This is a genomic window from Robertmurraya sp. DFI.2.37 (assembly GCF_029211245.1).
Taxonomy (GTDB): Bacteria; Bacillota; Bacilli; order Bacillales; family Cytobacillaceae; genus Robertmurraya; species Robertmurraya methanolica_A.
Genome location: NZ_JARGEJ010000951.1, coordinates 1 through 286 on the forward strand (window position 1 = coordinate 1; position 286 = coordinate 286).

The window sequence follows — 286 nt, forward strand, 5'->3', positions numbered from 1 at the left end:
CAGCAACTACACCTGATATTTTTCCATCTTTCCATTTCTTATATATCTTATGAAAATCTTTTGGTAATGGCTTCGGTGGACGCCCAAAACGTACACCTTTGGCTTTGGCAACAGCAATTCCTTCTGCCTGACGCTGTTTTATGTTACTTCTTTCATTTTCAGCTACAAAAGACAATACCTGTAAAACAATATCACTCAGAAATGTCCCCATAAGATCTTTGCCTCTTCTTGTATCCAATAACGGCATATCCAAAACAATAATATCAACTTTCTTTTCTTTTGTAAG

At 36.0% G+C, this 286-nt stretch carries 1 protein-coding gene; it reads right to left on the bottom strand.

Annotated elements, in window-relative coordinates:
- The coding region (locus PZE06_RS29300; protein ID WP_275792590.1) for a recombinase family protein at positions 1–286 on the bottom strand (286 nt) is incomplete at both ends.